1 protein-coding gene is annotated in these 1,381 nt (G+C 39.4%); it reads right to left on the reverse strand.

From position 1 onward, the window contains the following. Window positions 1-1,381: autotransporter outer membrane beta-barrel domain-containing protein (locus tag LW137_RS07075; RefSeq protein WP_233034955.1), on the reverse strand; the 1,381-nt coding region annotated here is incomplete at both ends.

The following is a 1,381-nucleotide window of genomic DNA, read 5'->3' on the forward strand; positions in this document are numbered from 1 at the left end:
CTTTCTCTTCCAACTTCACAGGAGCTTGCAAAGTCTCTTTCTCTTGAGTAAGCATAGGCTTAGGAGTATAAGTCCCTTCTCCAAAGCTATATCTCACACCTAGATTGACTTGATACTCTGTCACAATATCTCCTCCAAAGCTTCTTTCAAAATCTGCATAGACTCTGATGTTATCTTGGAGTTGGATATTTGTCCCAACATTAAGCTCAAAGCGTCCTGTAGAGTTAAGCATTCTAAAGGTTTGGGATTTGACTTTGAGATTTGTCTCAAGATCAATCTCTCCCCCTGCAATATAGTCATAAGAATAATAAGTCCCTAGATAAAGAGAGGCTTTGATTTTCTTACCTTCAGTGAAGTTTTTAAAATCATATCCCCAAGTTGCTCCTGCTCTTGTTCGGAGTGTTAAGATCTCTTTTTGGATCCCTGTAAGGCTTGCTTGCCCCAAGACTTGCTTGAGGTTGCTTTGGTTGAAGTATCCAAACCCAAGCTCCACTTGTGGATCGATATACCACTCTTTTGTCTCTCCCAATTTGAAGCGATATCCAAACTCATTAGAAAGCACAGCTCCCCAGTTGTTGGAATTGTAAGTTGAGCTTTGTCCAATCATATTGATACTGCTTGTAATGAAGCTAAATTTGGCAATCGTATCATTAAACCATCCTTCATCTTGGACATAGGAGTTATACACAGCTAGTTCGATTCCATGTTGAGTCGCTTTTTCAACTCCAGATTGTCCATATAGGTCTGTCATATTTTCAGGATCAACAATCGCATTGGCATAAGAGAGAGCAAGTCCTAGATAGTTATTGGCTCCTTCAAATCCAAAAGCATAGTCATAACCTGCTTGGATGGTAGTGTAGATTGTTTTAGATTTGAGTGCAAAATTACTTTCAAGCATTCCATTAAAGATCCTTCCCCATGCTCCTTGAGAGTGATCGTTGTTTCTTAGCTCTCCCATTCTTTTGTTCAAAGAGTTGAAGTTTGCTAAGAAAAGCTCATAGTTTAGTCCCATAGCTTGTGCACTTGCTTGTTGATCAGCAACTCCTGCTCCTTTTGAAGTCATCTTATCTACAAAGTAGGTTGTGTAATCTGTAGATGTTGAAGAGCTTCCAGAAGATACGGAGGAGGAAGATACAACTGATTCTTCAGAATCTGGACTTGATGAAGCATTCTTAATTTTCCCATACTCATCTGTTCCACTAACTTCTTTAAGTGTTGTTCCAATGATATCAAAGCCTTGTTTTTGAGAAGCTCCTTCAAACTTGATACCTGTGCTTGTTTTGACTGTAGCTACAGCGATATTGCCCTCTACTTCTGTCCCACCTCCATTGTATTTGACTTGAGAAATATCAGTCTGAGAATCTGCAATGACTTGGATGTA

The sequence above is a fragment of the Helicobacter kayseriensis genome, assembly GCF_021300655.1.
GTDB lineage: Bacteria > Campylobacterota > Campylobacteria > Campylobacterales > Helicobacteraceae > Helicobacter_G > Helicobacter_G kayseriensis.